The sequence below is a fragment of the Coriobacteriia bacterium genome (genome assembly GCA_031292615.1).
Lineage (GTDB): Bacteria > Actinomycetota > Coriobacteriia > Anaerosomatales > JAAXUF01 > JARLGT01.
This window is the reverse complement of the sequence record JARLGT010000078.1, coordinates 1-24154: the sequence shown is the minus strand read 5'-3', so window position 1 is coordinate 24154 and position 24154 is coordinate 1. Positions and strand designations below refer to the sequence as shown.

22 protein-coding genes and 1 tRNA gene are annotated in these 24154 nt (G+C 64.9%); 9 read left to right on the top strand and 14 right to left on the bottom strand.

Annotated elements, in window-relative coordinates:
• Window positions 1-1058 (bottom strand): serine--tRNA ligase (serS, locus tag P4L93_07155; protein ID MDR3686714.1); only part of this gene is annotated, 1058 nt, incomplete at its 3' end.
• Between the two features lie 208 nt (window positions 1059-1266).
• On the opposite strand from serS, the gene P4L93_07150 reads away from it, so the two are divergent.
• Both P4L93_07150 and P4L93_07145 read left to right on the top strand, forming a co-directional pair.
• The gene (locus tag P4L93_07150) at window positions 1267-2238 is read left to right on the top strand and encodes a sensor domain-containing diguanylate cyclase (GenBank protein MDR3686713.1); all 972 of its coding nucleotides are present in this window, start codon (window positions 1267-1269) and stop codon (window positions 2236-2238) included.
• Between the two features lie 67 nt (window positions 2239-2305).
• Entirely contained in the window at window positions 2306-3379 is a 1074-nt protein-coding gene (locus tag P4L93_07145; protein MDR3686712.1) for a sensor domain-containing diguanylate cyclase, read from the top strand.
• 28 nt (window positions 3380-3407) lie between these two features.
• Here the strand turns inward: P4L93_07145 and P4L93_07140 are convergent, their stop codons facing one another.
• From P4L93_07140 to P4L93_07125, 4 genes are all read right to left on the bottom strand, one after another.
• Window positions 3408-4181, bottom strand: a complete 774-nt coding sequence (locus tag P4L93_07140) for an acyl-CoA dehydratase activase (protein ID MDR3686711.1) — start codon at window positions 4179-4181, stop codon at window positions 3408-3410.
• A 1-nt stretch (window position 4182) separates the two neighbouring features.
• The gene (locus tag P4L93_07135; protein ID MDR3686710.1) at window positions 4183-5466 is read right to left on the bottom strand and encodes a double-cubane-cluster-containing anaerobic reductase; all 1284 of its coding nucleotides are present in this window, start codon (window positions 5464-5466) and stop codon (window positions 4183-4185) included.
• Between the two features lie 135 nt (window positions 5467-5601).
• Window positions 5602-6423 (bottom strand): prephenate dehydratase, encoded by an 822-nt coding sequence (gene pheA, locus P4L93_07130; protein ID MDR3686709.1) that lies wholly within the window; start codon window positions 6421-6423, stop codon window positions 5602-5604.
• Between the two features lie 4 nt (window positions 6424-6427).
• Complete coding sequence (locus P4L93_07125) at window positions 6428-8011, bottom strand: sensor domain-containing diguanylate cyclase (GenBank protein MDR3686708.1); 1584 nt, start codon at window positions 8009-8011, stop codon at window positions 6428-6430.
• A gap of 109 nt (window positions 8012-8120) precedes the next feature.
• Between P4L93_07125 and larB the strand changes: the two genes are divergently transcribed.
• Both larB and larC read left to right on the top strand, forming a co-directional pair.
• The gene (gene larB / locus P4L93_07120; protein ID MDR3686707.1) at window positions 8121-8948 is read left to right on the top strand and encodes a nickel pincer cofactor biosynthesis protein LarB; all 828 of its coding nucleotides are present in this window, start codon (window positions 8121-8123) and stop codon (window positions 8946-8948) included.
• The gene (gene larC, locus P4L93_07115) at window positions 8945-10156 is read left to right on the top strand and encodes a nickel pincer cofactor biosynthesis protein LarC (GenBank protein ID MDR3686706.1); all 1212 of its coding nucleotides are present in this window, start codon (window positions 8945-8947) and stop codon (window positions 10154-10156) included. Before larB ends, larC begins: the two co-directional genes overlap by 4 nt.
• Before the next feature lie 48 nt (window positions 10157-10204).
• Here larC and P4L93_07110 read toward each other — a convergent pair whose 3' ends face one another.
• The 4 genes from P4L93_07110 to P4L93_07095 form a co-directional block, all read right to left on the bottom strand.
• The gene (locus P4L93_07110; GenBank protein ID MDR3686705.1) at window positions 10205-11089 is read right to left on the bottom strand and encodes an adenine glycosylase; all 885 of its coding nucleotides are present in this window, start codon (window positions 11087-11089) and stop codon (window positions 10205-10207) included.
• A 119-nt stretch (window positions 11090-11208) separates the two neighbouring features.
• A complete protein-coding gene (locus P4L93_07105; protein ID MDR3686704.1) occupies window positions 11209-11421 on the bottom strand; it encodes a hypothetical protein in 213 nt (70 codons plus the stop codon).
• A gap of 6 nt (window positions 11422-11427) precedes the next feature.
• On the bottom strand, window positions 11428-11763 hold the full coding sequence (locus tag P4L93_07100; GenBank protein ID MDR3686703.1) for a cupredoxin domain-containing protein: 336 nt from the start codon (window positions 11761-11763) through the stop codon (window positions 11428-11430).
• A 145-nt stretch (window positions 11764-11908) separates the two neighbouring features.
• Window positions 11909-12307, bottom strand: a complete 399-nt coding sequence (locus P4L93_07095; GenBank protein ID MDR3686702.1) for a cupredoxin family copper-binding protein — start codon at window positions 12305-12307, stop codon at window positions 11909-11911.
• Between the two features lie 152 nt (window positions 12308-12459).
• Here P4L93_07095 and P4L93_07090 point away from each other — a divergent pair, with 152 nt between their 5' ends.
• Window positions 12460-12885: a peptidylprolyl isomerase gene (locus P4L93_07090; protein MDR3686701.1), complete on the top strand. Its 426-nt coding sequence runs from the start codon at window positions 12460-12462 to the stop codon at window positions 12883-12885.
• Window positions 12886-12964: 79 nt separating this feature from the next.
• Here P4L93_07090 and P4L93_07085 read toward each other — a convergent pair whose 3' ends face one another.
• Window positions 12965-13585, bottom strand: coding sequence for a L,D-transpeptidase (locus tag P4L93_07085; protein ID MDR3686700.1), 621 nt, complete (start codon window positions 13583-13585; stop codon window positions 12965-12967).
• Between the two features lie 205 nt (window positions 13586-13790).
• Between P4L93_07085 and P4L93_07080 the strand changes: the two genes are divergently transcribed.
• Both P4L93_07080 and cls read left to right on the top strand, forming a co-directional pair.
• Window positions 13791-14540 carry a hypothetical protein gene (locus P4L93_07080; protein MDR3686699.1) on the top strand — a complete coding sequence of 250 codons (750 nt, stop codon included), beginning with the start codon at window positions 13791-13793 and terminating at the stop codon, window positions 14538-14540.
• 53 nt (window positions 14541-14593) lie between these two features.
• Window positions 14594-16045, top strand: a complete 1452-nt coding sequence (gene cls, locus P4L93_07075) for a cardiolipin synthase (protein ID MDR3686698.1) — start codon at window positions 14594-14596, stop codon at window positions 16043-16045.
• Window positions 16046-16062: 17 nt separating this feature from the next.
• On the opposite strand, the gene P4L93_07070 is transcribed toward cls, so the two are convergent.
• Both P4L93_07070 and P4L93_07065 read right to left on the bottom strand, forming a co-directional pair.
• Window positions 16063-17121, bottom strand: a complete 1059-nt coding sequence (locus P4L93_07070; GenBank protein MDR3686697.1) for a glycoside hydrolase family 16 protein — start codon at window positions 17119-17121, stop codon at window positions 16063-16065.
• 154 nt (window positions 17122-17275) lie between these two features.
• Window positions 17276-17361: transfer RNA gene (locus tag P4L93_07065), tRNA-Leu, on the bottom strand.
• A 497-nt stretch (window positions 17362-17858) separates the two neighbouring features.
• Here P4L93_07065 and P4L93_07060 point away from each other — a divergent pair.
• Both P4L93_07060 and P4L93_07055 read left to right on the top strand, forming a co-directional pair.
• Complete coding sequence (locus P4L93_07060) at window positions 17859-19481, top strand: right-handed parallel beta-helix repeat-containing protein (GenBank protein MDR3686696.1); 1623 nt, start codon at window positions 17859-17861, stop codon at window positions 19479-19481.
• 575 nt (window positions 19482-20056) lie between these two features.
• Window positions 20057-20278 carry a DUF2188 domain-containing protein gene (locus P4L93_07055; protein MDR3686695.1) on the top strand — a complete coding sequence of 74 codons (222 nt, stop codon included), beginning with the start codon at window positions 20057-20059 and terminating at the stop codon, window positions 20276-20278.
• A gap of 71 nt (window positions 20279-20349) precedes the next feature.
• Here the strand turns inward: P4L93_07055 and P4L93_07050 are convergent, their stop codons facing one another.
• Both P4L93_07050 and P4L93_07045 read right to left on the bottom strand, forming a co-directional pair.
• Window positions 20350-20856: a hypothetical protein gene (locus P4L93_07050; GenBank protein MDR3686694.1), complete on the bottom strand. Its 507-nt coding sequence runs from the start codon at window positions 20854-20856 to the stop codon at window positions 20350-20352.
• 351 nt (window positions 20857-21207) lie between these two features.
• A partial coding sequence (locus P4L93_07045; protein ID MDR3686693.1) for a cell wall-binding repeat-containing protein occupies window positions 21208-24154 on the bottom strand: 2947 nt, incomplete at its 5' end.

Sequence of the window (24154 nt, the reverse complement as noted above, 5' to 3'; positions counted from 1 at the left end):
GAGCAGCTCGAAACTTCCAGATAGCTCCCCTGCCCCGGCGCCCAAACTTCGAGGTCGTAGGTCTTGGCGCTGCCAAAGCCCATGTCGCCGGTGCACAGCAGGATCACGCGATAATGCAGGTCGAGCAATTGCAGAACCTTCTCGGCGTTGGCGACCATTTTTTCCAGTTCGTCGTAGCCGGTTTCCGGTTTGACGATCTTGATGAGTTCCACTTTGTCGAACTGGTGGACGCGGATCATACCGCGGGTGTCTCGGCCAGCGCTTCCGGCTTCCTCGCGAAAGCACGGCGTATGCGCCGTGTACTTGCGCGGCAGCGTGTCGCCCTCGAGGACCTCGTCGCGGTGGATGTTGGTGAGTTGCACCTCGGCGGTCGGGATCAGGTAGAGGCCCTCGCCCGTCTTGTAGAGGTCGTCCTCGAACTTGGGCAGCTGGCCCGTGCCGGTCAGAGTCTCGGCGTTGGCGAGCACCGGCGGTGCCCACTCCTTGTAGCCGGCCGTGTCGTGCGTATCGAGCATGAAGTTGATGAGCGCCCGGTTGAGCTTGGCGCCCATGCCGCCGAGCAGCACGAAGCGGCTCTCGGCGAGTTTGACGGCGCGCTCGAAGTCCAGGATCCCCAACGCCGGGCCCAGGTCCCAATGCGGGATCGCCTCGAAGTCGAACTCGGGAGGCGCGCCCCATCGGCGAACCTCGACGTTGTCGTTCTCGTCGGCGCCGATCGGCACGCTGACATCCGGCGGGTTGGGCGCCGTCAGCAGCAGGTCGCGGGTGTCGGCATCGACCACTTCGCGCTCCGCGTCCAGCGCGGTGATGCGGTCGTTGATGCGCCGCACGTCTTCCTTTGCGGCCTCAGCTTCCTCGCGCTGGCCGGACTGCATCAGCGCACCGATCGCTTTGGAGTCCTCGTTGCGACGCGCTTGAAGCGTCTCGACCTCGCCGATAAGACGTCGGCGCTCCTCGTCGAGCTGCAGGAACGCATCGATGTCCCAGTGCGAGTTACGGTTCGCCATCGCGATTCTCACGGCGTCGGGGTTCTCGCGAACGAGACGTGCATCGAGCATGAGGTCCTCCCAGGAGAGCCGGGCGAGTCGGCGACAGCGCTGGGTTCGAGTATAGCCGAGCTCATTACGCCGCCGCCGCTCATCACGACAGGCAGTTCCTCTATGCACAATAGCCAAGATTTCCCTCAGGTCGCGACTGCGCGAGCCCGATACAACCGGCGGAGGGGAACTAAGCTAGTCCAACCCGCGCCCGAGGATCGGAGACGGCGTGACATCCCGCTACCAAGCGGATGTGGGAACGGACGCTCAGCTCGCAAGCGACACTGCTCACGACGAACACGCGCTCGAACTCGCCATCTGCAACGACGAACTGACTTTAAAGTCGCTGCTGCTCGACAACCTCAGCGACGGCATGTTTGCCTACACGCTCGATGGCCACATGGTGTACGCGAACCAGCGAGCCGCCGAGATGCTCGGCTACACCATCTCGGACTTCATGGCGTTGCCACCCTGGAGTTGGGTGCTTCCCGATCACCGCAAGCAGATCAGCTCGCTGATGAGTCAGATCGAAATCACCGGCGACGTCGTCTTCGAGAGCCGCTGCGTGGACCACGTCGGCCGAATCGTCTGCGTCGAGATCAGCTCGCGCATCATCGAGGTCGAGCCGTGGGGGCATCTGTGCGTTAGCGTGTCCCGAGACTCCTCGGCGCGCATCGCGGCCCAAGAGACCATGCAACGGCTCGCGTTCTTCGACTCGCTGACTGGCTTGAGCAATCGCGCGATGCTTGAGGACCGCATCCGGGCCGCGCTGACTTCGGCTCAGGCGAATGGCGACACGGTGGGCGTCATCTACATGGATCTGGACGACTTCAAGCCGGTCAACGACACGCACGGCCACGCCGTGGGCGACCACGTCTTGGGGATAGTGGGCGAACGGCTGCTCAGCTGCGTGCGCGAGAGCGACACCGTCGCGCGCGTCGGCGGCGACGAGTTCATCGCGCTCATACCTCGGCTCAGCTCCCGCAACGACCTCAGCCGCAAAGCCCGCGAGCTGGCCGAGTGTATCTCAAAGCCGATCCGGATCGGCGACATCACGGTCAACGTGACGGTCAGTGTCGGACTGGCGACCTACCGTCCCGGCGAGCACCACGACGAGTTGATCTGCCGAGCAGACCACGCCATGTATCGCGCCAAGATGCAGGGACTGGCCGGCTGGGAAGAGTTCCTGACCGCCGTCTGAGTGAGAGGCGCCGCGACGTCCGCGCCTCGTAGGGTGCTTCGCGCGGCGCTGGTGGAGTACGCTGTCGATGATGAACGAGCAAGACGACACCCCGCGCAGGGAAGAAGACGAAACGCCGATCTCTCACCTCGGGCTCGAGACGCGACGTCCGATGCTGCCCGAGGACATCGCCTCACGGCTGACCGCCGATGAGCGCGCCGGCTTCTTCTACACGCTCGTGGATGCCGCCGCTGACGCCATCATCGCTCATCGCCCCGACGGCTCGGTTGTCTATGCGAACGAAGAGGCGGCCCAGCTGCTGGGCTACGACTCCGCGGAAGATCTCATGCACCTCCCTCCCTACGCATGGATTGCCCCGGAGCAGCTACAGACCGCGCCGCGCCGAATCGAACGCATCCTGAGCGACGGCTTGCTGACCTTCGAGAGCCAGGCACGCAAGCGTAACGGCGACTTGCTCCCCACGGAGGTACGAACGCGCCGAATCGACACGCCGCTGGGCCCGATGATGATCGCCGTCATTCGCAACATCTCGGCGCGCGTGGAAAACCGGGCGGCGCTGGAGTACCTCGCATACCACGATGGCCTGACCGGGCTGAGCAACCGCATCCACCTCGAGGACCGGCTCTCGCTAGCAATGGCAGATGCGCGCCGCTACGGCGACATGCTGGCTCTGGCCTACATCGACCTGGACCGCTTCAAGCCGGTCAACGACTGCTTCGGCCACGCCGCCGGTGACGATGTCTTGATCGAGGTCGCGCGGCGGCTGCGCGACGGCGTCCGCGAGCAAGACACGGTCGCGCGGCTCGGCGGGGACGAGTTCGTCGTGCTGTTCCCTCGCCTCAGCTCGCAGGAGGAGGTCGAGGCGATCTCGCAGCGCCTCGTGAGCCGCATCATGGAGCACATCAACGTCGGCACGGAGAAGCTCATGATCGGCGCGAGCATCGGCATCGCACTCTTCGACGCCGCCGAGGACGACACGCGATCGCTGCTGGTCAAAGCCGACACGGCCATGTACAACGCGAAGCTGGACACGAAGCATCCGTGGCTGGTCTACCACAGCGGCATGACGCTTCCCATGGAGTTCGGCTTGGAGCACTTTCGCCGAGCGAAGAGCCTCGGCCTGACCGACGCCGGCGAGTAAGCGGACCGCGCTGAGGACTCACCGTGCGCTAGGCGCCGGTGGCGTCAGTCGCGATGTCGGCCAGCGCGCTTAGCGCGGCGCCGAGAGCCCCAACCGTCTGCGCATCCTCGGGCACCAGCACCTCGCCCTTGAAGCCTGCGCGAATCAGCTCGACCATCGCAGCGTTCTTGGCGACGCCGCCTGCGAACACCAGCGGACCTGCCGCGCTGACGCGAGCCAGCGAGCTGAGCGTGCGCTTGGCGATCGACTCGTGCAGGCCGCGCGATATCTCCCGCCGATCTTCGCCCCGATGCACCAGACCGGTGACCTCGCTCTCGGCAAAGACGGTGCACATCGAGGTGATCGCCAGGCCCGTCTCGGCGGCAAGCGAGGCAGCGGCCATCTCCTCGAGCGAGTAGCCCAGAGCGCGCGCCATGACCTCCAGGAACTTGCCCGTGCCGGCGGCGCACTTGTCGTTCATCTCGAAGTCGGCGACACGGCCGTTCGCAGTCAGCGCGATGACCTTCGTGTCCTGACCGCCGATGTCGAGCACGGCGGCAGCCTGCGGAAAGATTGCCGAGGCCCCAAGCGCGTACGCCTTGATCTCGGTAATCGCGGTGCAGCCGTACGCCTCGCGGGCCGCGTGCCGACCGTAGCCGGTGGCCACCACGATGTCGTGCCCCCCGCGCTCGACGAAGGTGCGCGCCGCCGCGGGCGGGTCGTAGCCGGAGTCGGCGATGGCGGCGTCAACGATGTCGCCGCCATCGGCCAACCAAACGGCATCGACACTCCTTGAGCCTATGTCGAGACCGAGTACGCGCAAGCTAGATCATCTCGAGGAACGCCTCGACACGGGTCGAGAGCTGACCCATGTCCTCGGCGGAGTAGTCAGTGTCGATCTTGAGCAGCGGCACGCCTGCGTCCTTGGCGGCCTTGTCCACACTGAACGCTTCCATCTGGTATGGCGTGCAGAAGTTCAGCGCGTAGTCGATGATGCCGTCGGCGTTGACCTCACGCGCCATGCGCAGGATGTCGTCGATGCGGCCCTGATTGGGCGTGAAGCAAGCGCAGTTGATGTCCATGTACTTGGCCGAGATGGCCTCGAGCATCTCCTCGACCGTCTCGCCGTCCTCAGGAACCAGCGCGTCGTAGTAGCGCGAACCCGTGCACATCTCTTCGCCAACCACGATGCCGCCGGACTTCTCGATGATGTCGTGCAGCTTCCAGTTGGGAAGCGCCATCGGTGTTCCGGTGATCAGGATGCGCTTGGCCCCCGCAGGCGCAACCCCTACTCCGTCAGCGACCCTCTGCTCGAGCTCGTCTGCCAGCGCGTTCATCATCTGCGTGTAGCGCGGGACGTCGTCGTAGAAGGCCACCTGCGTAGCCAGCAACGCATCCTTGCCGCTAATGGGCGCCGGCGAGTGCGCGCGCGTTGCGGCGATGCGCTGCAGCGCGCGGCGCTTGTCGTTGACCTCCTTGATGGCGGTTCGGAGGCTCTCGGCGGTGATGGCATTGCCCGTGAGCTCCTCGACCTTGCCCTGCAGCTCGCCGAGCTCCTCGCGATAGAAAGCGACGTCTTCCGGACGCTTCATCTGCGGCAGCTCGAGCACGTAGACGTTGTGCAACTCGCCGAGCAACTCGTAGGCCTTCTTCTTGCCGTCGCACGTGGTCTCGCCCACCACGAGGTCGGACTCCTCGATGTACGGGCAGACGCGCGTGAGCTTGAAGCCCATGAACGACTTGATGAGGGCGCAGGTGTTGCGCGGCATGATCTTCTCGACCTCGTCGTAGCCGAACTCCGCGCCGGCGCACAGGCCTACGGACCAAGCTCCGGCCGCGCGGATCATCTCTTCCGGAACGTAGAGGCAGAAGGTTCCGACGACCTTGCCGCCTTGAGCGCGAAAGTCGTGGAGCTCCTTGATGCGCAAGCCGTGGACTTCGCTGACCACGAAGTCGAGGTAGCTCATGCCCTCGGGGCGGTTCTCCTGCTTCAGGAACGCCGCGCCGTACATCTGACCGACGGCGCCGAGCAGTGCGTCGTGCGTGGGCAGGTCGAGCCCCAGTTCTGCCCACATTGGATGGTAATCGACAACGGCCTCTTCGCTCATTGGTGCGTCCTCCCCGATTGACGGCGTGCCGGGCGCCATAACGGAATCCGATTGTGCACTAATCTAGTGCTTATGGCGCGGCACGTCGATACCGCCTCGGCGGAGAATCGGTGGAGAATCAGCGGGGAGCGTTGGCTACTTCTGGCGCGGGTAGCTACCCAGCACCTTGACCTCGCGCAGCTTCAAGCGCAGACAGTCCAGGGCGGTGCGAACGTTCGCGTCTTCCACGTGGCCCTCGAGGTCGATGAAGAACATGTAGTCGCCCAGCTGACGCTTGGTCGGCCGCGACTGGATCTTGGTCAGGTTGATGTCGCCATAGACGAACTCGCCCAAGATCATGTGCAGCGTGCCCGAGCGGTCTTCCTTCATGAACAGTGCGAGCGACGTCTTGTCCTTGCCGGTGCGCGCGCAGATGCCCCGGCCGATGACCACGAAACGAGTCTGATTGCCCGCATAGTCCTCGACGTCGCGGTGCAGGACCTCGCCGCCGTACAGGTCGGCCGCGATCGAGGGGCCGAGCGCCGCAACGCCCGGCGACGCGATCGCGGTCTGGACCGCCTCGGCGTTGGAGTTGGCGGCGGTGAGGGGACGGCCAGGGAGGTAGCGCTCGAGCCACCGGCGACACTGCCCGCTCGCCTGCGGATGCGCGACCACGGCGGTGATGTCGGCGAGCTTGGTTCCGGGTGCAGCGACAACCGAGAAGTGGATGTCGAGCACGAGTTCGCTTTGGATCTCCAACGAGCTGTCGAAGGCGAGGCCGTCGAGTGTGGCCGGGACCGAGCCCTCGATGGAGTTCTCGATCGGTACCACTGCGCCGTCGACGCGTCCGCGCTCGACGGCCTCGAAGACTTCAGGAATGCTCGAGCACTCGATGGGCTCCAGATCGGGGATCCCGAGTGCGAGCAGTGCCTCTTCCGAGAACGTCCCGGCCGGGCCGAGGAATGCGTAGCGAACCATGCTTCTAGACTCCCGTCCATTCGTCTGCGGGTGCGTCGGACTCCGCCACGGGCAGAACCGTCACGGCCTTGGACCTCTTCGGCGCACGGACGCGATTCTTGCCGCCATTCTTCGCATGGTAGAGCGCGTCATCGGCCTCCCGCAGTAGCGAGTCCTTGTCCTTGGAGTGCGTGGGGAAAGTGGCCAAACCCGCGGAGATCGTGAGCTGGCAGTTCCGCCCGCCCTCGGAGTTCTTGAAGCGGTGCACCTCCACCGCCTCACGGATCTTCTCGGCGACGATGAAGGCCCCAGCGACGTCGGTCTCGGGCAGTACCACCGAGAACTCCTCGCCGCCGTAGCGAGCCACCAAGTCGACTTCGCGCACCGCGCTGCGCATGACTGCGCCAAGCTCGGCAAGCGCGTCATCACCGGCAACATGACCCTCGGAGTCGTTGAAGGCTTTGAAGTCGTCGGCGTCCAGCATCAGCAGCGAGAGGTGCTTGCTGTAGCGGGTCGCGCGAGCGATCTCCTCGTCGAGGCGCTGCTGCAGGTGGCGGTAGTTGGCTAGGTCCGTCAGCTCGTCGGTGATGGCGAGCTTGCTGGTCAGCTTGTAGAGTCGCGAGTTCTCCACCGCGACCACGAGTTCGCTTGCCACGGCGCTCAGCACGCTGCGCTCGTCGTCTGTCAGAGCCTCGAGCGCCTCGGCGATCGTGCAGAACAACACCATCGTCTTGCCATGGTCGAAGACGGGCACGCAGGTCAGGTGCGACTCGACGGACTCGCCGAACGGCTGCAACTCCTCGGGACTGGAGATGGGTGTCGCTGTACCGCGGCTCGCCGAGAACATCGTCTCGGAGCGCTCCTTGTCGATCACGAACACGCTGCACGTGTCGACGTTGATCGCCTTGGCCACGATGTCGAGCACCTGCGTGCCCACGCTGTCGAAGTCCAGCGACGAGTGCACCATCTCCGTGATGTCCGATACGGCCTGCAACTCCTGGATACGCTTGCGCAGCAAGGCGTTGAGGTGCTCGGTCTCGGCGGCGGCGGAGCCAGCCATCGACTCGCGATCGCGCTGTCTAGCCACCGCGGTCGCAACGATGTACGTCACCAGCGGTACGGCGATGGCTTTGGCGCCGAACAGAATCCAATCGGCTGTTGTCTGGGCGCCGATGAAGGATACCCCGACTACGTAGGCGATAGCAGCGGAACAGCCGACGATCAGCGCGTTGCGCCTGGAGGCGACGAGCGCGTAGAAGATCGGAGCCATTGCGATCACGGGGTAGAACGAGTCGTCCGGCTTGCCAAGATAGCTCATGGCTCCGAACGCCAACAGGTCCGGAATCGCGATAATCAAGAATGATCGCTCTACCGGTATCTCGAACGGGCCGACGAGCATGACCAAGAGCACGGCGCTGTTTACGGCCAGCAGCGCAAGCGCACCGAGGTAGAGCCGGTGGTCGACAACGCTTTCGCCGCTCATGATGCCTGTGGCGTAGAGCGCGGCGAGCGTCAGGATCAGGAGGAATCTCGCTAGGAGATACGCACGCTCCTCGGCGGAGAAGCGCGTGGCTCGTGCGTTCTTTGCGGTCTCGGGCGCGCGTGTCACTTGACGGCCAGCCCTCCGGCGGCTTGGGACGTGGTACAAGTATAGCTGAGTGCCCCGTTTGACCTGCCCCTTCACGCGCGCGTCAGCGCTATCGCATCGGATGGCCCCCATGGATCAGGACCGACTTCTAGACCTCCTGCGCGCCGTAGCCAGCGGACAGACAAGCGCCGAGAGCGCCGCGCATGATCTCGAAACCCTGCCGTTTGCCGAGGTAGGCGGTGCAGATGGCGACACGGTGCACGCTCGCGTCGACCATCACCGGGCTATGCGCACCGGCTTTCCCGAGGTGATCTTCTGCCAGGGCAAGACGCCGGTTCAAGTTGCCTCGATCACCTCCGAGATTCTCGCCCACGGCGATGTCTTGCTCGCCACGCGCGCCGAACCCGAGCACTACTCGGCGGTTCGCGCTGTGGCTGAGGACGCCGTGTGGCACGAGGCCGCGCGCCTCATCGTCGTCGATCGCCGAGCCAATCCGCCCCGCGAGGGCCACGTTGTAGTCGCGACCGGCGGTACCGCCGACATCCCGGTCGCCGAAGAGGCCGCAACCTGCGCCGAGATCATGGGCTGCCGAGTCACCCGCCTCTTCGACGTGGGAGTTGCCGGCCTGCATCGCCTGCTCGCGCACACCGACACGCTGCGCGACGCGCACGCGATCATCGCAGTCGCCGGCATGGAGGGCGCGCTGCCATCGCTCGTGGCCGGTCTGGTCGACGTGCCGGTCATTGCGGTGCCCACGAGCGTGGGCTATGGCGCCAACTTCGGCGGCGTGGCTGCACTACTCACGATGCTCAACTCGTGTGCAGGCGGCATCGGCGTCGTCAACATCGACAACGGCTTCGGCGCGGCGGTGCTCGCCGCGCGCATCAATCGGCCGCCCGCGCGCCATGCGCAACCTGCGGCGGACGACAACCGCCACCACAGCGAGGAGTCGCGATGAGTCAGCGAGCAACGATCGCCTACCTCGACTGCTCGACCGGCGTCTCAGGCGACAAGTTCTTGGGCGCCCTGCTCGATGCGGGCGAACTGCGCGGCGACTTCACCGCCGAGCACCTGCGCGCCGTCGTGACCGCAATCGCGCCCGAGGTGCGCGTGAGTGTTGAGCGCGTGCTCTCCCGAGGGGTTAGCTCACTGAGCGTGCTCGTCACTGCCGAGGGCCAGCCCACGCATCGGCACTGGAGCGACATCGAAGCGCTGATCCAAGCCGCCGACCTCGCCGATCCCGTGCGCGCAAGCGCTTTGCGGGCATTCGAGGCTCTCGCCGCTGCCGAGGCGGTCGTTCACGGAGTCGCACTCGAGGACGTCCACTTTCACGAGGTCGGCGCGATCGACTCGATCGTCGACATCGTCGGCACGTGCGCTGGAGTGCACGCGCTGGGACTCGATGGCGCGATCGTCGTCGGGCCGGTGGCTGTTGGCAGCGGAACCGTCGAGACGTCGCACGGCGTGCTACCGGTGCCGGCGCCCGCGACCGCGGGCCTTCTCGCCGACGTCCCGATCGTCCCCGGCCCAGCGACCGGCGAGCTCACCACGCCCACGGGCGCTGCTCTGCTCAAGGCGCTGGCCTCGGGCTACGGCGACATGCCGCCGATGATGATCGATCGCCTCGGCTACGGAGCGGGCACCCGCGACATCGGCATGCCCAATGTCTGCCGCATCATGATCGGCGAGCCGATGGTGGGCCACCTGGGAGTCCCGGCGAGCGATCTGCAGCCCGTGGTCCTGCTCGAGACCAACATCGACCACCTCCCCGCCGAGGAGCTCGCGTTCGCCGCCGAGGAGCTTCTTGCCGCAGGCGCCCTCGACGTCTGGCAGACGCCCATCTTCATGAAGAAGGGCCGCTCGGCGGTGATGCTCTCGGTGCTTGCGAATCCCGCCGATGCCGACTCTCTGGCCGAGCGCGCTATCGCGCTCACCGGCTCTCTAGGCGTACGGCGCCAGACCATCGAGCGTTCGTGCGTGGCGCGCGAGATCCTCGAGGTCGCAACTCCGTGGGGTCCGGCGCGCGTCAAGCGCGGTGCGGGCCGGCTGCGCCCCGAACACGACGACGTTGCCCGTATCGCCCGCGCCCACGGACTGCCGTACGCCGCTGTCGCTCGAGAGATCGCTCACCTCGCCGAGACCCCCGACCCGATCGACGAGCGCTAGCCGAGCCTGCCGACGCGGGCGCGGCGCCGTCGCTCCGGCCGCCATGCACTAGCGCACGAACCAGCGGTCTCCCTCGCGAGCCAGAAAGCCATCCGCGACCAGGTCATCCAAGATCGCCGACACGTCGCCAACGTCCGGCGCATCGCGCCCGGCGTCGCGCTCAGCGCGTCCCAGGTCGCGGCCGTACTCCTCGGCGGACAGGCCCGACTCTTCCATGACGGCGCGCAACAGCCACGCGCGCTTCTGGCGACGCGACCCCTCGAAGCGGCTCTGCCGCGTGTGGTGCGCGCTGCGTCGCGACGGGTTGGGCAGCGAGCGCTTCAGATGCGCGCCGTAGTCGAGCAGCGCGTAGTACCAGGCGCGCGGCCCGACTCCCTGCCTGCCGGCCTCCTCCACCGCCGCCGAGACGAGCGGCTCGATCTCGCGATCCGACACGCCATCGCGGTCGCCGAACAGCTCGTGCAGGAAGACCGCGCGTACGTTGGTCTCAAGATAGCGAGCGGGCTTGTCGTAGGCGAAAGCCAGCACACCGGCTGCGGTCGCTGGACCGATGCCCGGCAGCGAGCGCAGCTCGGCGTCGTCGGCAGGCAGCGTGCCGCCAAAACGCTCGGCAGTCTGCTCGGCGGCGCGCTTCAGAGCGACGGCGCGTCGGTTGTAGCCCAGCCCCTGCCATGCACGTAGCACCGGTTCGAGCGGAGCTTGAGCCAGGGCGTCGATGGTCGGGAACTCGGCGAGCCACTCCTCGAAGCGCTTCTCGACTCGGCTGACCTGCGTCTGCTGAAGCATGACCTCCGAGACCAGGACCTCGTAGGGGTCGGTCGTGCGACGCCACGGGAAGTCGCGGTACAACTCAACGCCGGCCTCGGCCACGCGCGTCACGAACTCGGCGAGCCCGGATGCGGCGATGGGGGTTTGCGTGAGACGGGTCGTCATCTGACCACCAATGCGACGGGATGGGCATCACGAAGTATCGCGAACTTTGGGCGAAGAACAAACGCCGCGGAGAGGTGCCCGCGGCGCTTGTATTCATGTCGACGAAGCGCCCCTGCCGCCTAGTATCCCCGCACGAAGTAGCGGCACTCGCAGCTCTTCGGGCACTCGGCAGGGATCTCCTCGAACGAGAAGGTCCACTGGAATCCCTCGACAAAACACGAGCAGTCCCAGCGCTTGTCGGGCTCCTTTACGTCGAGGTTGTACAAGTCCTCGGAGTTGGGGACCTCACGCCACCAAACGCACTTGCCTCTGACCGGCGAGTAGGAGTCCATCAATGGCTACTGCACGACGATTGTGGCGACCATCGAAGGGTGATACCGGCAGTAGTAAGGGTACGTTCCAGCCGTTTCAAACTTGTACGAGTAAGTCTTGCCTACCCCAATGGCACCACTGTCAACGTCGCCGATGGTCACGGTGTGCTGAGTACTGTCCTTGTTGGTCCACGTCACCGTGTCGCCGACCTTGACCGAGCCCACCGCTGGGCTGAACCCGTGGTTCTCGATCGTAACAGCGTTGCCCGGAAGTGGCGGCGCGGCGGAGTTCGAACAGCCAGCCAAGCCGACAGACGCGGCAATGACGAGCACGACACCAGCGACTACGAGCAACTTCTTCATCCACTACCTCCCGAGATTGGCTTCCGTATCGATAGCATTGTGCAAATCCGGTGCCCGCCCCGCAACGCCGGCACACCTCGTCGGCCTAGTTGCGGAGCCGATCGCGAGAAGCTTCATCCCCTCACCGTCGAGTCTGCGTTCGCAGCTACTGGACTGTGACTTTGCCGGGAGCCATGGATGGGTGAATCGTGCACTTGTAGTCGAACGAGCCCGCCTTGGGGAAAGTGTGCGAGAACGTCTTGCCGGGGGACAGGGGGCCTGAGTCGAAGTCCGCACCTGTCACCGTGTGGGGGACGCTGTCGTTGTTTGTCCAGGTCACGGTGCCACCAACGGCAACGGTCACATTCGAGGGGCTGAAAGCGAAGTTCGCAATCGTGACTGCCGCGCTGGATGTCGCGGGAGCCCCACTTGAGCTGGAGCCCGAAGTCGCTGGCGGCGGCGTTGTCGCCGGAGTGGTGGCGGGCGTCGAACTGGCGCAACCACTCACGACTACGAGCACGAGTGCCGCCAGCGCCAAGGTTCCTAGCGTGGTGAGTCGTTTCATATGCTGCCTCCCGCATGTGGGCGCGCTCGCTACGCGCGCGTTGTCAGTCTATTCCCGTTACGTGGAGTTGCTCGCTCGCGTGTCGTGGCGCGACACCTTGGGGTACAGTGACCGAGACTCATCCGAGCAGCACTGCCTCGAGGAGGCACCCAATGGCACCCAAGTCCGGCGATACCGTTCGCGTGCACTACCGCGGAACCCTGTCAGACGGTTCCGAGTTCGATAGCAGCGCCGGTCGCGATCCGCTCGAGTTCGTCGTCGGTTCGGGCCAGGTCATCCCCGGTTTCGACGCGGCCGTAATCGGCCTCGAGCCCGGCGAGAAGGTCACCGTCAACATCCCCGCAGCCGATGCCTATGGCGAGCCTCAGCCCGAGGGCCTGCAGAAGTTCCCGCTCTCGGCGTTCCCGTCCGCTCCCGAGATTGGCTGGGCGGTTGAGCTCGGCGGACCGAACGGCGAGCGCATTCCGGCGACCGTCCATCTCATCGAGGGCGACGACGTCATTTTGGACTTCAACCATCCGCTGGCCGGTCAGGATCTGACCTTCGAGATCGAACTGGTCGAAGTCATCCCGGAGTAGCTGAGGAGTTTCTCCCGCATAGTACAACGGCCCCGGGAATGGACCCGGGGCCGTTTCGTTTGTGTAGCCTGGCACGGCCCTACGGCCGAACAACGATGGGCGTCTTCTTGCCAATCCAGTGGTAAAGGAACTTCGCCTTGTTGTAGGGCAGCCTGACGCAACCGTGCGAGACCGGCTTGCCTACCGGCGCAATCTCGTGCCCCGACGAGTTCACCGGTACCGAGTGAAACGCGATGTTGTGGCCGTGCGGCCCGACGGTGAAGATCACCTGCCAGTAGAAGGTCACGGCACCGTTGAAGCTCCATGACTGCTTGCGTTTGCGAATCATGTGGTACGTGCCTCGCCGCGGAAGCGTGGACGACGTCGAGCACTTGAACTTGTCAATCTGTCGGCCATCCACGTACAGATAGACACGCTGGTGTCTGCGGTCGATGTAGATTGCTTTGCCCCTGTGCGGCACAAACTTGGGGGCCTTGGGTCGGTTGTCGACCTTCGCGATGGGCGCGGAGGTTGTGGGCGTCGACGTGGTTGGCGTGGAGGTCGTCGCCGGAGAGGGCCCGCCCGTCGAGCTCGCCGGTACGCCCGGAGTCGATGCACTGGCCGCGGTCGCCACCGAGCCGAAGGAGAGCGCCAGCAGCACACCAAGCACCGCCATCGCGCAACACAGGCGAGCGAGCGTCGAGATCGAGCTGCGTTTCATGCAGTCCCTCCTCCGCTTGGAAACCCAAGCGTTTCGGCTACGTGCTTCGCTGGCCGCATTCTACCTTGGCGCACTCTCTTGCGGCAGGTGCCGCAATTGCACCGAACGGTCATCGCAGGTGACAGGCTTGCGCGGGCTAATGTTGCAGGAAATACCTGCCGATACCCCACTTCGAAAGGGGATTTCATTCAGGGGGAGGGGAACCATGCCCAAACGCGCTTGGTGCAGCGGCTGTCGCAGCTACGTCATGCTCACCGCAGACGACATGTGTCCGTACGGCCATCCGAAACCATCGCTACGCGGGGTCGAAGAAGTCGGCTACGGCGCGCCCCCAAGCCACGTCGAGCTTCGCGCCGACACGCCGTCACCAGCGCCTTACAACCCGCAGGGCTACGCCTCGGCCACAACCACGTCCCGCGACTCGTTCAACAGCGCGGCGGTCTACGGCAGTGGCGCGACGTCGAGCGGCTACGACGGTTTGGCGGTTGCCGCAGCACCAGCCTACGGGGGCGGCGGCTACTCGGGCACTGGTGGCGCCTACGGTGATGGTTTCGGAGCGAGCAAGCCCGTGGGCGGTTTCGGCGCGCCTGCGGCTCCTGCGGCTGCCGTTGCCATTCCGAGTCCCGCGTTCCAGGCTCCTGACGGGTCCGAAAACCCGTGGCAGAGCGACATCAACGCCGTCGGTCTCGATCCGGCCCTGCGGACGCGGCTCGATACGGACGCGGAACGCATCAAACGTAACGTACCGTGGTCGCAGGGCTGGCCCGGCATCCTGGTATGGCTCTTCTTCTTCACGCCGGTGGGGCTGTTCTTCCTGTGGCGCTCGCCCATTCCAAAGTCCTCCGAGAAGTGGGCGATCACAGGCGTCTACGCTGGTATTGTGATCTTCGGCGCGGCCCGGGTATGGCTGGCGATCATGGCCACGGCGGTTCACGCGGCCGTCGCTCATCCCTAGGCCCGCGATCGTGCCAGTCACCGCCCGCGTCGCGCTCGGGTAGACTCGGGAGCATGACCGCCGCCGTAACCTTGATCGTCGAACTAGCCGGAGCCGCTTTCACGCTGGCGGCCGTGGGCCTCATCTTCGTGCTCATCTACGAGGAGCGCGACCCGTCCACCACCCTCGCATGGGTGCTGCTTCTCACGCTGTTCCCCGTCGGCGGCGTGCTTCTCTACGTCGTATTCGGGCGCAACTGGCGAAACATCGGTGCCGTCGATCGCAAGCGAGTCGCTGCACTCAAGCGCGGCCAAGAGGCGCTGCAGCCCATCTACGCGCGCCACGCGCGGGCCGCAGCCGAGTTCGTCGCGAGCGGCGCCCCCGACGTCAGCAAGCTCTCCTCGGCGATTCGGGCGCAGAACGGGACCGAGCCGCTGCTCTGCTTCGACCCGGAGATCTTCTCCCGCGGCGCCGAGAAGTTCGAGCGGCTGCTTCGCGACATCGAGGCTGCAACCGACCACGTCCACCTGGAGTACTTCATCTGGGAACAGGACGCACTCACCAAGCGCTACTGCGACCTCCTCGCCGAGAAGCTTCGGCAGGGCGTCGAAGTGCGCGTGCTCTACGACTGGGTCGGCTCGGTGACGTACGGCAAGAAGCAGCTCGCTGCGCTCGAGCGGGCGGGCGCCAGCGTACAGGCCGACGCCGCCGAGCTGGGCCGCTTGAACTACCGCAACCACCGCAAGATCGCGGTGGTGGATGGGCGCATCGCCTACACCGGCGGCATGAACATGGGCAAGGAGTACATCGACGGCAAACCGCGCTACGAGTCGTGGCGCGACACACACGTGCGCTTCGGCGGGCCGCTCGTCGCCGATCTGCAGCGCCTCTTCTGCGAGCGTTGGATGCGAACGACTCGCGAGGATCTCTTCAGCGAGCGCTACTTCCCCGCACCTGCCGAGACGCCCGAGCGCCGGGCCGTCTGGGCGCAGGTCGTGCACTCTGGCCCCGAGAGCCGCTTCCAAGCCGTGCGCAACGCCTTCCTGCTCGCGATCGCCTCGGCGGATCGGCGCGTGCGCATCCAGTCGCCGTACTTCGTGCCTGACGAGGCGATCCAGGAGGCGTTGGTCGCTCAGTCGCTCGCGGGGATCGACATGCAACTGATGATGACCGGCGTCCCCGACAAGAGGATCCCGTGGTGGGCGGCGTACACCTACGTCGACGATCTGGTGGAGGCTGGTTGCCGAGTCTTTCAGTACGGCGCCGGCTTCTTCCACGCCAAGACCATGACCGTGGACGGCACCATCGCGATCATCGGCACAACCAACTACGACATCCGCAGCTTCGCGCTGCACGACGAGCTGAGCATCGTCTTCTACGACCAGCCAATGGCGGCCGAACTCGATGCGATCTTCGACGACGATGTCACGCGCTGCGTCGAGATCACGCGAGCGGATATCCACTCGGTCGGGCGCCTCGCGCGCATGCGCAACGCGGCCGCACGCCTCAGCTCGCGCCTGCTCTAGGCGAGCGCGACCAACACCTAGTTGTGCTGGTAGACGCGGATGTAGTCGATGTAGAACTTCGCCGGGAACGGCGTGGACGCGTTGGGAGGGGTTGCCCAGACTCCGTTGCCCAGCTGCAGGTTCGCGATCAGGTACATCGTGTCGTGTGAGACCTCGGACTTGTCGGTAACGCGAAACCGCTCGACGCCGTCTCGGTACCAGATGACGTGGTCGGGAGACCAGTCGACGCCGAATGTGTGGAACGACTTGGTCAGGTCATCGCCGACGTAACTCTTCCCCACCTGGTCTCCGTGGAAGTGCAACGACATGAGGTTGGTGTTGGGCAGCTGGCCCCGAGCCTCCATGATGTCGATCTCGGACGTCGCCGAGGTCTCCACTCCGAGCATCCAGACGGCCGGCCACAGGCCCTGGCCCCGAGGAATCATCGTTCGCGTCTCGATATAGCCATACTTGAAGTTGTACTGACCCGGGCCGTGCGAGGAGATCACGCCGGACAGGTAGGGATACTCGGAATCCACCGTGGGCGTTGGATGCGTGGCGGTGATGATCAGACTGCCCCTCGTCACGCTCAGTGCGCCAGCCCAGGTACGATCGATCAGACCCATGGATGTGTCGCCCCATCGCGCCTGGGTCGTCCACACCGATGTGGCGACGGCCGAACCCGTGAACTCGTCAGCGAAACGCAGCCCGTAGTGATGGCCGATGATCTTCCGGTAGGAACTCACCGTGGCGCGGTACTGGGAGCTGCCTGGGTAGCGCACTCGGTAGAGCTGGTCCTCCATCGGCTGAACGCCCCAGCCCGCCCTGCCCTTTGAGTCGGTGGTCTTCGCCGAGACCAGAGACCAAGCTCCCCCCGTCGCAGGACGAGTCTCAAGCCGAATCAAGCGCTTCGAGAGAGAGCGGCCCGCCTTGGTCGTCAGCCTACCCGTCAGAGTCAGCTTGATGTAGACGCGCGCGGTGTTCGCGCTTGCACGCAGCGACGCGCGGGTCATGGTACGGGCCAGTGCAGGAGCGGGGAAGCCTCCGGCCGCAATTGCCGTCACGAACAGCGCAATCGCCAAAACGGCGAGTCGCATACGCTTCACTCAGTCACCTCCGCGCGGGCCAAGTCCTACTCTGGGAAGGGCTCCCAGCACAGAACGATGCTACGCTCCCTTGCGCAACCTGAAAAGCGCTGGGCGAAAAACAGGGGCACCACCGATTCCTCGGCAAAGCCCCTGCTAGATACTGTGGTGCGGGTGAAAGGAGTTGAACCTTCACGGGGTTGCCCCCACATGGACCTGAACCATGCGCGTCTGCCATTCCGCCACACCCGCGTAGCGCGAGAAAGAATACTAGCATCGCAGGTAAGGCGGGGCAAACCGGGCAGGTAGACAGGCGCTTCACAGCGAGGCCTGATGGAGGCGAAATCGGGGCGAGATCCATAGACGGCTTAGATGAATCCTTAGACGAGAGACGCTACTTAGGTGCCTGCCCGTGGATGGCTGGAGTGTGATGACCTGCACGTACCCCCAAGCCCTTCACAGCCGCGTCGTCCGTGGTCGTGTCGCGCATTCGATTCGTGGCCTTATGGCTCAAAGGGTTTCTCATCATTGTGACCGCGTTGCGCTCGTAGCCCGTCGCGCTGCTCCTGCCAACTCGTGCCGCTCCGGCCTCGTCTGGTCGAAGTGAAACTCGCGTTTGTGCCGACCGCCGCGCGGCGATCGTGAGGGGGTAACAACCCCTTAGAGAGCACGCAACTGGCTTCGGGGGACTCGCGCGTGTTGAGAGATTCAGGCCAGCGCTCGACTCCCCCCTAGGGAGGGGGATGGCGATGAAGAGACTCATCTGCAGTCGTCGGAGTACGGTCAGGGTGTTGTTGGCGACGGTCGTCGCCGCTTGCGTCCTTGCGCTGCCGACCATGGCGTATGCGAAGAACGTCTACGTCTCGGTAGTAGGAAGTGACACGGCTGGCAACGGCTTGTCTGCAGCGACCGCTTTCGCCACCGTGCAGCACGCGATAGACGTGGCAGCATCAGGCGACATCGTCGAGGTCGGGGCGGGCACCTTCAGCGGGGACGTGACCATGACGGCGGGTGTCTCTCTCTACGGGGCAGGCGCGGCCAACACGACTCTGACGGGGAGTGGGCACGCTGTCGTGACAGCCAACGGCATCGGGACGGGCACGACCATCTCCGGCTTCACGATCACCGGGAACACCACTGAGGACGGCATCGACTGCGTCAACTCCTCGCCGCGTATCATCAACTGCGCCGTAAGCAACAACCACTACATCGGCATCTGGTGCGATGACTCCTCGCCGAGCATCACGAACGACACCATCAGCGACAACATCTACGAGGGTATCGAGTACGACGGCTCCTCAGCGCCGACGATTGCGAACGACACCATCAGCGGAAACAGTGACGGTGTCTACTCGACCAGCTCCTCGTCGTCAGTAATCACGAACGACACCATCACGGGGAACGCCTACGAGGGCGTCGAGTGCTACGACTCCTCACCGATTATCACGAATGACACCATCAGCGGGAACAGCGACAACGGCATCTACTGCAACGACTACTCGTCGCCGACCATCCTCGACGATACCGTCAGCGGGAACATCACCCACGGCATCGACTGCGACAGCTCCTCCTCGCCGACCATCCTCAACGACACCATCACCGGGAACACCGACGACGGCGTCTACTGCGACAGCGCCTCCTCGCCGTCCATAACCAACGACACGATCACCGGGAACAAGGGCGACGGCGTCTACTGCTACAGCTCCTCCTCGCCGTCCATAACCAACGACACGATCACCGGGAACAAGGGCGACGGCGTCCATGGTGGCGGCAATTCCTCGCCGACCATCACCAACTGCATCGTGTGGGACAACGCGAACCTCGAACTGTATCAGTGCTCGAGCACGTACTCGGATGTCGCGACCCCCGTAGTCGGCACCAACATCGACGCCGATCCCTACTTCGTCGCAAGCGCGACAGGCGACTTCCACCTGAAGGCTGGCTCGCCCTGTATCGACAAGGGGACATCGGTCGGTGCTCCCTCCACCGACAAGGACGGCATGCGTCGTCCCCAAGGCGGCGGCTTCGACATGGGCGCGTATGAGTACTACGTCACGCTCGCCACGAAGACGAAGCTGGTCGCGCCCTCCAAGGTCAAGGTCAAGCACTGGCTGAAGCTGTCCGGCACCGTCTCACCTTCTGCCGCATCAGGGACTCTCACCATCGCGATGACGCGCAAGGTCGGTAAGCACTGGAAGAGCTCAGGCTCAAAGACCGTGACGCTCAAGAAGGGCAAGTTCTCCTATTCCTTCAAGCCCAAGTACAAGGGCACGTGGAGCCTCACCGCCACCTACTCGGGTTACACCGGGGGCAAGAACTGGACGGTCTATACGCCCTCGATGAGCAAGACCAGGACGGTCAAGGTGAAGTAGGACGCAAGCGCATCTTCAGCGCACGACAGGGACTCCCGTGAAGGTGGCGGGAGTTCCTTCGCTGGGTGAGGGGGCTAACCTTCAGCAACGAACCGCAGGGTGGAAGGCCCACACATTCCCTTCACTGAACCACCCGACCCAACGCCGTGTGGCGCGTCCGACGACCGGGGACGATCTAACTGTCATGCCGCCACGTGTCTCCCGCTCAGCAGCGTTCTGTAGCCGCGCCGCCTGCTGCTCACTCGGAGATGGGTGTTGCTCCACATGCGCGACGGAAGGACAGACCATGCTCCGTTCGATGGTTGCTCTGGGCGTTCTGGTAGCGGTCACAGCCGTGTTGGTGATTCTCGGCACGACATGGTCACGTCGGCGCTAGCCATGCAGTATCTTGGCCGGGGCTGAGGCGCACTATCGCGTGCCGACAGCGACTCCGTCGAGCCGCTCCCGTCCACGGTGTGGCAACGAGTCGCGCACGGGAGAGGCCGACACAACGCAGTGGGCACACTCAAGGTAGAAGAGCAGCGCCGACCCCTGCAGAGGAGCCACCCGCTGAGGATCCCTTGGGAGAGGCTCGCATGTCGAACACGGCAGTGCACGTCATGTTCTATGGCCCCGGATGGGTGGTCGAGTGCGAAGCAAGGCCTCGCCACTACTACCATGAGAAGAAGGCAGCGGTCTTCGCAGGGAGTGCGCTTGCACGGGAGATGAAGACCGAACTCATCATCCACAACGCTGACGGCAGCCTCGGCCAAACGGTGTCGTATGAGCCTGATGTCGTCACGTCCCGCATCGGCTAGGGAATCCACCGGGCGCCTGAGGGCACCAACTCGACCAAGAACGAGAGTTCCCCTCGCGACCACCAGACATTCTAGAACAGGCACCTGTTCTCAGCCCGCAGTCGCGCTCCCAGCCGCATCGCCTGCCGGGCAGTTGCGCATGGCGCGGTTCGGTAGTCGATATCCGTGGCGTGCTTCGTCACGTAGTCCTGAAGCGGCTCATGCTGGACGCGCTTCGCATGGGTTCGCAGGAGCATCTCGGGCAGGTGCTGCCCGACGTGGTCGCTTGCGCCGATGAAGATGTCCTCGCCCGTGGAGCGATTGCGCAGCCAGATGATGCCCGAGCCAATCGGGACGGTGCCCAAACAGTCAGCAAGGGTCGGGAAGCGCCGCCATCTGTCCCATCGCACGCGTTCGGTCGCAGGTACCCCAGGGGAGTCCGCCGATTCAGCATCCCAGACCGGCTCACTGACTCTGTCGGTCGTTGAAGGCGGCACGGTGATGACGTACTCCGATGACTTCTCAGGCGTCCGCCAGAAGAGTCTCCAGCCTTCGGAGACCCTGCCAAGCGGCGTTCGCACCCCATGTTCGGAGGTCACTCACATCGCCCCATATCGCATCCAGCCCACCATCGCGCCCCACTATGATACTCGGGATAGCTACCTAGACATCTGCTTAGACCAAGGAACACGGAAGGCTTCCTCCTCAACGGAGAAAGCCCTGTTCAATCGGGGGTATTGCCCCCACATCAGACACTCGCAGAGTGGCTGGCTTCTGGTGACGGATGTCTCGGCGCAGCAAAAGGGCCAGCCCATTGGCCAGCCCCGCCTTTTGTTCTTGTATCGGCAGCTTGAGCGAAGGACTTTAGCGATTTCTTGAAATTCTTTTTGAGAATCTTTGGGCTGTCGATTCAGGAGCCCAACGACGTCTCGCTGTGTAGCGCCCCACCCCTAGTTGATGAGCCCCGCAAGCTGGGCCCGCACGGACTCCAAGATCGCGTTGGCGTCGCCGAACACCCATCCGCCAGAGATGGTGGCCTTGTTGTTGGTGAGGTAGTCCTGCGTCGTCTGGGGGATGCTGCTCGGCAAGACAAGCAGCATCGGCCCGCTCCTGCGGCCCATGTACGCACCACCAGTGGCCGCATCAGGGACGGCGGCGGCGAAGCCAACCGTCGTGCCGACGAGCCAACCCTGTGCCCGTGCTCGGGTCGCGAACGCCGTGGCGTCCCCTTGGACGTCGGCGCCGAAGATTCGGTTGCCGCTCGGAATCTTGAGGCTCGTGCGCACGCTCTCGCTCACAGCGCCGGTGCTGCCAACGATGTACGCCGCCACTGGCCGAAGGCTGGCAAGCGCACTACGCGTCGCAGACGGAACCTGATTGCTCTTGAGCAGCAGGACCGGGAAGTGCATGTAGTTCGACACGGTCGAGGCGATCAGCGGGTCGAGCAGAAGCGCGGCGCTGGCCCCGTTTGTGAGCAGCACCTTCCTCGGCATCCTGGAGGCGCCTAGAACTGACTTCATCTTGAGGGCGACCGCGGCACTCGTGGCGTAGCGATCGGCGCCGGAGCTCCGGTCTACGCTCTTCACGCGCGAGATGCGCGCAATGAGATTGCGAACCTTGGCCGAGATGGCCGACGAGCCGCCCACGATGTGCACAGCAACGCCCTTGGGCATCGAGGCGATGGCGGCCTTCGTATTTGGGTCGAGGTAGTTGGTTGGGACGAGCAACAGCGGGCAGTTGTAAACGCCGGCCAGCCCGGCTGCCGTCAAGGCGTCGGGCTGATGGTTGTTCTCGCCGCTGGCGAGGACGAGGTTCCTCACGCCGCTCCAGCCTGGGAACGCATCCTTGGCGATCGCCACCGCCGTCGCGTATCGCGTCGCGCCCGAAAGTCGGCCGATTCCCTTGGCTCCCGCATCGGCCGCGAAGGTCGCGCCGATCGTGTGGTTGGCGGTGACGTCAGTGAACTGGTACACGGTGACGGTGCCCACCGACGATCCATCGACCGAGACGTCGACGATGTGGTAGTTCGCGTTGGGCGTGATAGTGAACGTCGAGCTGTCCGATCCGTAGTCGGCCGTCTCAGCGGTGCTCGGCGAGATGGTGCCGCCGACACCAGCGCTCGGCACGATGCTGTACGTGTTGATCGCGAACGTCGCCGAGATCGTGTGGTTCGCGCTCACATCGGAGAACGTGTGGCTCGTGGCCGCGCCAACCGAGGCTCCGTCGACTAGCACGGCCGCTACGTGGTAGCCGGGGTCGGGCGTGATGGTGAACGTCGTGTTGGTACCGTAGTTGACGGTCTGCGTCGCGCTCGGCGAGATCTGGCCGTGGGCCCCCGCGCTCGGCGCCAGCGTGAACGTGTCGATCGCAAAGGTCGCGCTGAGTGTGTGGTCGGCCTGAACCGCCGAGAACGTCACCGACGTACTGGCTCCGATAGAGACGCCGTCCTTCAGGACATCCACGAGGTGGTAGCCGGTGTTGCTCTCGACGCTGAACGTCGCGCTGCCGCCCACGGTCACGGTCTGCGTGGCGCCCGGCGTGATCGTCCCACCGGCACCCGCCGTCGGGACGATGCGGAATGTGGGCAGCACGTAGCTGACCGTTGCAGTGGCCCAAGCGCTGTGGGCGAGGTTGTCCAGCGAGCGTACTGACAGGGAGTTGACCCCGGGCACGAGGCCGGTGATTGTCGCCGACAGTGCCGTCGTCGGTGTCGAGGACCCGCCGTTGAGGCGGTACTCGTACGACAGCGCGTTAGGCGCGGCCGGCCAGCTCACGGTCGCCGAGGCCACACCCACCGTTGCAGGCGCCGACGGCACAGGCGTGCCCGGCACGACCACGTTGTTCGTGACGGTGGCCGACGTCCACGAACTCGTGAGTGTGCTCGCACGTGAGCGCACGGCGACCGAGGTCACACCAGCATTCAGCGGGCTGATCGGAAAACCGGTGGCCGAGGTCGACTGGGTGACGCCACCGTTGATGCTGTAGTCGTAGGAGGTGGCGGTGGGTACGGGCGCCCAGGAGACGTTCGCCGAGAGTGCATCGGTGACCACAACGCTCGGGACGACTGGCGCATCCGGCGCGGCCACAGCGACGAAGTCCCAAGTGACCCAACCCGAGGAGTTGCCGGCGCCGTCGGTGGCGTTGACGTGCAGCGTATGAGTTCCGCTGTGAAGGCCGACGGGCACGAGCGTGTTGCTCGGCGCGGCGGCGGGTGTCGCGGTGTCGACGTACGCCTGGACGGTGTACGGGTTGGCTTCAGTGACCGACCAGGACAGAGTGGTGCCGTTGTAGGCGAATCCGCTCACCACCGGCGCGGTGCCGTCGTAGATGATGGTCTTGGTCGCGAGGCTGGACGTGTCCCAGTTGCGGGTGCTGGTGGGCAGTACCGAGACGAGATGCTGGCCGTCGGTGAGCGACGGCAGCGTGTAGGTAGTGCTCGTCTGAGTCGACTGCGGGGTGCCGTCAATGGATACCACGTAGTTGACGTTGTAGCCCGTACTCGATGTCCACGACACGTTCTGGCCGCTGCGCATGTAGGTGGCGGCGCTGATCGTGGGCTTGGCGAGCATCGGGTAGTCGGCGATCAACTTGTTGTAGGCGGCCTGCATGTCGACCATGCCGTAGCCGTACATGTCGTCGCGACCGGGGGTACCCAGGTCGACTGAGCTGGACTCGACGTAGCTGACGATCTGGTCGTTGGTCAGGTCGGGCTCGGCGCGCCACAGGTACGCGATGGCGCCGGCCGCTGCGGGCGATGAGAAGCTGGTCCCGTACCAGAACTGATAGCCCGGAATGGCTGCGGCTCCTGAGCCGTCGGCATCCCAACCGGGCTGGTCGGCCGTCCAGAACAAGGACCCAGGAGCGCAAAGGTCGTTGACGCCCGGGCCGTAGTCGCTG